This window comes from Martinezella sp. CNPSo 3957, from assembly GCF_057784395.1.
Map to the genome: position 1 here is coordinate 161,285 of NZ_JBXSOU010000013.1, position 6,985 is coordinate 168,269.

Consider the following 6,985-nt stretch of genomic DNA (forward strand, 5'->3'; position numbering starts at 1 on the left):
TGAATTAGTGCCTGAGATCGGAGAGGAACTGCTTAGCCCTCGGATGCTGCGGGTTCCCGAAGAATTCCTCAGGTGTGCTATCCTCCAGGATGACGCCACCATCGAGGAACCACACACGATCTGCAACGTCGCGCGCAAAACCCATCTCGTGCGTCACGCACATCATCGTCATGCCGCTATGGGCAAGGCTCTTCATGACTGACAGGACCTCGCCGACCATTTCCGGGTCCAGAGCGCTTGTCGGTTCATCGAATAAGATGATCGGAGGCTCCATAGCAAGCGCACGAGCGATCGCCACACGCTGGCTTTGGCCGCCTGAAAGTTGTGCTGGATAGCTTTCGGCCTTCGATGCGAGCCCGACGCGGTCAAGAAGCTTTTTCGCGTTCTCGATGGCTTCTTCTTTCGAGAGTTTACGGATCTTCCGGGGTGCAAGCGTCAGATTTTCCATCACCGACATGTGCGGAAAAAGATTGAACTGCTGGAAGACGAAACCGATCGACATTCGAAGCTCGTTAACATCGAGTTTCTTCTCATGCACGTCACGACCGTCGACGATGATCTTGCCATTCTGGATTTCCTCCAGTCGGTTTATCGTGCGTATCAGCGTGGTCTTGCCCGAACCGGAAGGTCCGCACAACACCACAACCTGTCCCTTCGGCACGGTGGCCGAGACATTCGTCAGGCACTGATAGTTTCCATACCACTTGTTGACATTCTGGAATTCGATCATGGGGCCGGCTCCGTCGTGAGCGGGTTGATGATGGGGCTGGGGTTTTCCTGAGCAGTTCCCTGCCCCTTGCGGCGCCGTGAGATACGGCGTTCGATGAAACGTGCCGTCTCGGTCAACGAGAAGCAGAGCAAGAAGTATGTGACTGCGAGGATCGAAAAGACCTCCACGGGCTTCGTCAGAAGCGCCGTATTGACTTGCGCGGCCGCGAAGGTGAATTCGTTCACGCTGATCACGTAACCGAGTGAGGTTTCCTTGATTAATGAAACAAACTGGCTGAGAAGGCTGGGCAGAGAGTTATAGATTGCTTGTGGGAGAATGATGTAGATCATCGCCCGCCAGTAACCCAGACCGAGAGAACGCGCCGCCTCCGTCTGCCCTCTAGGGAGGGCAAGAATCCCAGCACGGATAACCTCTGCCAGATAGGCGGCCTCGTATATAACCAAGGCGCCCACTAAGGTCCAGAAGCCGCTAATTGGTCTACCTATGAGCCACGGTAGCGCGAAATAGCTCCAGAAGATCACCATGATGAAGGGGGTGCCACGTAGCGTCTGAACTATGGCGCTCGCAGCTAGGCGGACGCTTCGATATGGGCTGATCCGGCCGAGTACTAGCAACATCGCGCAGGGGAGAGCGAGAAGCAGGCCTGTTATTGCGATCAGCAGGGTCGCTACGAGCCCGCCCAGCGGGCCATTGGGGTACTGGCCGATCAAAAAAAGCAGCCAATTGTCACGAATTACGTCAATCATGGCTGTTCCTCACCGCGTTGGTACGAACTGACGGCGCTCGTAAGCTGCGCCAGCCATCATGATCAGGAACGAAATGGCCAGATAGATAACCGTCACCACTGCAAATGTTTCGAATGTACGAAAGGTATCATTCTCGATCTGCCGGCTCTGGTACGTGAGTTCGTGGACGCCGATCGCCATCGCTATGCTGGTATTCTTGAATAGAAGCAGCGAATAGTTGAGCAACGGCGGAATAGCGTGCTTGATCGCCTGCGGCAACACGATATAGCGCATCGTCCGCAGATAACCGAAGCCGAGAACGCGACCTGCCTCGTATTGCGTGTGAGGTATTGCGCGCATCCCGCTGCGGAGCGCCTCCGACATATAGGCAGACATGCAGAACGCCACGGCAAACATTGCCAGGATGAATTCGCTATTGCGCTCATTGATCCAGGTCCGGATCGCCTCAGGGAAAAGTTCCGGCATTGCGAAATACCAGAAAAGGACCTGCACCAGCAGGGGAATGTTCTGGTGAACTTCTACGAATGCGGTAACGAACCATTCTGCGGACTTGAAGGTGGAGTTGCGCAATATCAGCAGCACGACCGCCCAAGCAAATGCCAGCAGCCAACAACAGACCGTCAGTTCAAGCGTCAGGATCAGGCCATCTATTAGCCAATGAAGGTGATCGCCTGATAGAACCGACGAGAAATCGAACGAGTAGGCCATGCAAGCGCTCCTCATCTGAACCGGTTAAGCCCAGATATTATTTAGAATATCCGGGCCAATACAGCGATTGTCGATTACTTGACTTCGGCGAGAACTGAATTTCCAACCGGCTTGTCCAGCGTAAAGGTGCGTTCGAGCTTGAAGGGCGAGTCCTTGCCGATCCACTTATCGAAGATCTTCTGGGCTTCACCGGAAGTCTCTAGATCCTTAAGTGCCTTGTCGACTACGGCAAGCAGCGCCGGCTCACCCTTGCGGACGGTCAGTCCCCAATATTCGATGGCAGCCGGCTCCTTGATGAACTCAAGGCCGTCTCCGGCTTGTGCCTGAAACTTCTTGAGAGCCAGTTCAGACAGAATAAGCGCCTTCACCTTAGACTGTTGGAGAGCGAGGAATGCGCTAGGCGGATCCTGGAAGGTCAGGAGCGTTGCTTCCGGCAGAAGGGCGCGCACATACTTCTCTGAACTCGAGCCCTTGGGGGCGCTGATCTTGTCGGTCTTGAGGTCGGCGATTGTGGTGATTCCGCTGCCTGCTTTCGTCATGAACATTTGGCGGCTAACGAAGGAAGTCAGACTGTAATCGATCTGCTTGGCTCGCTCGTCGGAGTAGCCCATGGCGGCGGAGAGAATGTCAACCCGACCCTGAGTCAATTCGGGAATGCGAGCTTCGACGGCCAGAAGCTTCAGTTCGAGCTTCACGCCGATAGCGTCGGCGACCTTCTGGCAAAGGTCGATTTCATAACCGACGGTTTTGCGGGTTTTCGGGTCCTGGAAGCTGAAGGGCTCGAATGTGCCCATCGTGCCGCAGATGAGTGTACCCTTAGCCTTGATGTCGGCTAGCTGATCAGCTTTCGCCGCAGTCAAGGCGATTACGGAAAGAACGGCAGCGCCGCAAATTGTCTTCAAAGAAATCATGTTCATTCCCTCTGGTTTGGTTTGGGTGAGTGGCTTCTTGGCGAAGCTCTGCTATGTTTTATAGTTTATTGCGCGGCAGTGACGGCCTTGCCGTAGGCCCCCTTGTACTTGCCCTCGTGGATTGATCTGATCATTTCGGCTTCACGTGCTTCCTGCGCCTTCACAGCCTTGAGAAGCTCGGCGGCAATCTGTTGCGGAAACGCCACCACTCCGTCCTCGTCGCCAACGACTATGTCGCCAGGTTGGATAACCATGCCACCGACGGATACCGGGACATTGATCTCACCCGGGCCGTCCTTGTAGGGGCCTTTGTGGATGACGCTGCGGGCAAAGCAAGGCAGACCGAGGCCAGCGATGGCGCCGACATCTCGAATTGCGCCATCGATTACCAGACCAGCCGCCTTCTTCCAGATGGCGATGTTGACCATGATTTCGCCGATTAGGGCGCGGCTCAAGTCACCACCGCCGTCGACAACGATGACATCGCCGGGACGAACATGTTCCAAGGCTTCGTGAATGGCGAGGTTGTCGCCGGGGCGCGTTTTGACGGTAAAGGCCGTGCCCACCATGACACCGCCGTGGCTATGATAGGGCTGCAAGCCGGCAACACCGGGAAGGCGTTGCAGATTATCGCTGATGACCGCAGTCGCTGCAGTACGAAAACCGTCGAGAAGAGCAGGATCGGCCTGCGCAGGGCTGCGGTTTTTCTTGATCTCAACCATTGTAATTGCCTTTAGCTGACTGCGTTCTTGGGAACGTTAATAGTTTTTAAAAGTCCGTAAAGAGATATTATTAGATGCACCATAATCTCTTTAAGGAATGAAAAATCAGCGAAGCTTCGAAACGGCTTCCGTAATCTGGGCACATCCCGCTTCGATCGCCGATAGGGACGTCGCGAATGATAACCGCAGATAGGGCGACAACCCGTAAGCCGCGCCATCGAGCACAGCGACTTTTGCCTCCTCCAAAAGGTAGATCGATACGTCAAGGTCGGTCTGCAAAGTCTTCCCGTCAGGCGTCGTGCGTCCGATCAGTCCGGCGACCGAAGGATAAAGATAGAAAGCGCCCTGTGGCTTTGTGACCGATATACCGGGAATTTCGCCTATAAGTTCCAGCATCCGATCGCGCCGCTTCAGATATTCGGCACAGGAGTTGGTGACGAACGTCTGTTTGCCGTCCAATGCTGCAACAGCTGCCGCTTGTGAGATGGAACTGGCGCAGGTGGTGCTCTGCCCGAGCAGTTTCACGATCGCATTGACCAGATCAACCGGTCCTGCACCGTAACCGACCCGCCATCCGGTCATTGCAAAGCTTTTGGACAATCCGTTCACTACAAGCGTCCGATCAAACAGGTTTGGCGCGCATTGGACGACGTTAACGAACTCGGCGTTATCGAACATAATATGCTCATAGATATCGTCGGTCAGCACCATTACCCGCGGATAACGTGCCAAAACGTCCACCAACGCATTGATTTCATTACTGTTATAGACGGCGCCAGTCGGGTTATTGGGGGAATTAAGTACCAGCCAACGCGTTTTGGGTGTTATAGCCGCTTCGAGCGCTTCGGCGGTCAGCTTGAAACCGTCCTGTTCCGGGCAAGTGACGATCACAGGCTTGCCATCGTAAAGCTTGACCATGTCGGGATACGATACCCAGTAAGGCGCGGGCACGATGACCTCGTCGCCTTCATTCAGCGTTGCCTCGAAAGCAGATAGAATAATTTGTTTAGCACCGCTTCCGACAACAATGTTTTCTGAACCATATTGCAGGCCGTTCTCGCGGCGCAGTTTTCCAACGATTGCAGCGCGAAGGGCCGGTGTGCCGGGGGTCGCCGTATAGTGAGTCTCACCGTGACGCATCGCTTGGATTGCAGCGTCTACGATATGGGCCGGCGTGTCGAGATCGGGTTCGCCAACTGTAAAATCGATGATCTGATGACCTGCCGCCTGAAGTTCCGTTACCTTCTTCTTCGCCGCGATGCTGGCCGAAGGCTTCATTTGGGTTACTCGGTGAGCGAGAGTTGTTGACACAGAGGGGCACCTTTTCGTTGGAGGTCACGTCGTCTTGATCAAATAAATACTAGGGCCTTTCTGTCATGCGAAAAACAGATTAAAAGGAATTCAAGGAAATCGCTATTTGGAATGATGCTGTGACCCTTATCACCCTGAAACAAATGGAAGCCGTCTACTGGATCTCGCAACTCGGGACGTTCGAACGGGCGGCGGCTCGCTTGAACACGACCCAGTCTGCCATTTCGAAGAGAATTCAAGAACTGGAGATGACCGCGGACCTTGCGGTTTTCGATCGGAATCAACGGGGAGCCAGGTTGACGGAAAAAGGTGAGCATCTTCTGGCGCTAGGCCTAGAAATGCTCAAACTACATGACCGAGTCCTTGAATTGAAATCCTCGGAAGAGACCCCGGCGCGTCGGTTAAGAATTGGTATCACCGAGCTTTCCGCTCTCACCTGGTTTCCCCGTTTGGTCTCACGCATTCGCGAAACGCACCCGAACGTAAGTCTCGAGCCCATCGTAGCAACAAGTCGAACGCTTGACGACATGCTCAAAGATAACGATTTGGATCTGATTGTTGTGCCCGAAGTTTTTCCCTCCGAGGACGTTACATATGTACGCCTCGCGGATGTATCGAACGTCTGGATGGCGCGTCCCGGCCTCGTAAAGACCGACGATGCACTGACCCTTGAGCAATTGGCCGAGTATCCTGCGGTCCTGCAGGGAGGGCAATCTGGAACCGGGCTATTTTATAACAGGTGGATGCGGTCGCAGGGCCTAGTATTCAATCAGTCGCTCATTAGCGACAACTTGATGGCTCTACTCGGTCTGACGGTCGCTGGGGTCGGTATCTCTTATCTGCCGCGCCAATGCTTTCGGCCGCTGGTCGACGAAGGAAAACTCGTGGTCATTGCGACGCGGCCTATTCTCCCGCCGATCACCTATAGCGCTGCGTACCGGAATGATGGTCCGTCTGCCTTCGTGTCATCGATAGCAGACCTTATGTGTGATATCTGCGACTTTTCCCGGCAATTGCAGAGTTAAGCTTGTACGGTTTTCCGTTGAGGCACGGCAGCCGTGGCTATTCGCGAAAGTCATAGACCTCCGCCGTAGGCGGAGGTTATCTTCTGTAAAAAAAATGCCCGGCAGTTCTTGCCGGGCGAGGTGGCGGGTTTTGGCTCGCGGGGAAAGTAACAGCGATATGGAACTCGAATCTCAATCAGCTCAATTTTTCACTTTAAGCTTTCAGCGGTTCGTACCCGCATAACGAGTGTCGACGTCGCAAATTTGTTCCTGGAGAGCCGTTAGCTCGATTACTTGGTCAATACTTAAACGTCATAAGCAGATCCTTGGCGTCGATCTGGTCGCCGGCGCGCACCAGCACCTCGGAGATCGTACCATCCTTTTCCGCGTGCAGCGCGGTCTCCATCTTCATAGCCTCGATGGAAACAAGCACGTCGCCGGCCTTGATGGCCTGGCCGGGCGAGACGAAGACCGTGGAGATGACGCCCGGCATCGGCGCGCCGACATGGGCGGCATTACCAGTCTCGGCCTTGCGGCGCACCGCGCTGCCGGAGGCGCCATGGGCGCGATCCGGCACCTTGATGCGGCGCGGCTGGCCGTTGAGTTCGAAGAACACCGTCACCATGCCCTTCTCGTCGGTCGCCGTCATCGCCTGGTTGACGATGACGAGCGTCTTGCCCTTCTCGATCTCGGCAAAGAGCTCATCGCCTTCCTTGAGACCGTAGAAATAGGCCGGCGTCGGCAATACCGAGACAGGTCCGTATGTGTCGGCAGCCAGTGCATAGTCGGTGAAGACTTTTGGATACATCAGGTAGGAGGCGAATTCGAAATCGTCGACCTTGCGCTCCAGCTT

At 54.9% G+C, this 6,985-nt stretch carries 8 protein-coding genes; 1 reads left to right on the forward strand and 7 read right to left on the reverse strand.

What is annotated here, in order from left to right; all coding sequences use genetic code 11:
- Nucleotides 1-4 precede the first annotated feature (4 nt).
- The 6 genes from AC13QE_RS25435 to AC13QE_RS25460 all read right to left on the reverse strand — a co-directional run bounded on the left by AC13QE_RS25435 (nt 5) and on the right by AC13QE_RS25460 (nt 5,095).
- The gene (locus AC13QE_RS25435) at nt 5-730 is read right to left on the reverse strand and encodes an amino acid ABC transporter ATP-binding protein (RefSeq protein WP_488485775.1); all 726 of its coding nucleotides are present in this window, start codon (nt 728-730) and stop codon (nt 5-7) included.
- Nucleotides 727-1,476: an amino acid ABC transporter permease gene (locus AC13QE_RS25440; protein WP_488485776.1), complete on the reverse strand. Its 750-nt coding sequence runs from the start codon at nt 1,474-1,476 to the stop codon at nt 727-729. Before AC13QE_RS25440 ends, AC13QE_RS25435 begins: the two co-directional genes overlap by 4 nt.
- A 9-nt stretch (nt 1,477-1,485) precedes the next feature.
- Nucleotides 1,486-2,184 carry an amino acid ABC transporter permease gene (locus AC13QE_RS25445; RefSeq protein WP_488485777.1) on the reverse strand — a complete coding sequence of 233 codons (699 nt, stop codon included), beginning with the start codon at nt 2,182-2,184 and terminating at the stop codon, nt 1,486-1,488.
- A gap of 74 nt (nt 2,185-2,258) precedes the next feature.
- A complete protein-coding gene (locus AC13QE_RS25450; RefSeq protein WP_488485778.1) occupies nt 2,259-3,095 on the reverse strand; it encodes an ABC transporter substrate-binding protein in 837 nt (278 codons plus the stop codon).
- 65 nt (nt 3,096-3,160) lie between these two features.
- A complete protein-coding gene (locus tag AC13QE_RS25455) occupies nt 3,161-3,817 on the reverse strand; it encodes an RraA family protein (RefSeq protein ID WP_488485779.1) in 657 nt (218 codons plus the stop codon).
- Between the two features lie 105 nt (nt 3,818-3,922).
- Nucleotides 3,923-5,095: an aminotransferase class I/II-fold pyridoxal phosphate-dependent enzyme gene (locus AC13QE_RS25460; RefSeq protein WP_488485780.1), complete on the reverse strand. Its 1,173-nt coding sequence runs from the start codon at nt 5,093-5,095 to the stop codon at nt 3,923-3,925.
- A 152-nt stretch (nt 5,096-5,247) separates the two neighbouring features.
- Between AC13QE_RS25460 and AC13QE_RS25465 the strand changes: the two genes are divergently transcribed.
- A complete protein-coding gene (locus AC13QE_RS25465) occupies nt 5,248-6,153 on the forward strand; it encodes a LysR family transcriptional regulator (RefSeq protein WP_488485781.1) in 906 nt (301 codons plus the stop codon).
- Nucleotides 6,154-6,430: 277 nt separating this feature from the next.
- Here AC13QE_RS25465 and AC13QE_RS25470 read toward each other — a convergent pair.
- Nucleotides 6,431-6,985, reverse strand: a 555-nt coding sequence (locus AC13QE_RS25470) for a biotin/lipoyl-containing protein (protein WP_488485782.1), incomplete at its 5' end; no start/stop codon positions are given.

Bases quoted from the DNA above. Each gene is read 5' to 3' on its own strand.
- AC13QE_RS25435 (WP_488485775.1), bottom strand. From the start codon at position 730: ATGATCGAATTCCAGAATGTCAACAAGTGGTATGGAAACTATCAGTGC.
- AC13QE_RS25445 (WP_488485777.1), bottom strand. From the start codon at position 2,184: ATGGCCTACTCGTTCGATTTCTCGTCGGTTCTATCAGGCGATCACCTT.
- AC13QE_RS25450 (WP_488485778.1), bottom strand. From the start codon at position 3,095: ATGATTTCTTTGAAGACAATTTGCGGCGCTGCCGTTCTTTCCGTAATC.
- AC13QE_RS25460 (WP_488485780.1), bottom strand. From the start codon at position 5,095: ATGAAGCCTTCGGCCAGCATCGCGGCGAAGAAGAAGGTAACGGAACTT.
- AC13QE_RS25440 (WP_488485776.1), bottom strand. From the start codon at position 1,476: ATGATTGACGTAATTCGTGACAATTGGCTGCTTTTTTTGATCGGCCAG.
- AC13QE_RS25455 (WP_488485779.1), bottom strand. From the start codon at position 3,817: ATGGTTGAGATCAAGAAAAACCGCAGCCCTGCGCAGGCCGATCCTGCT.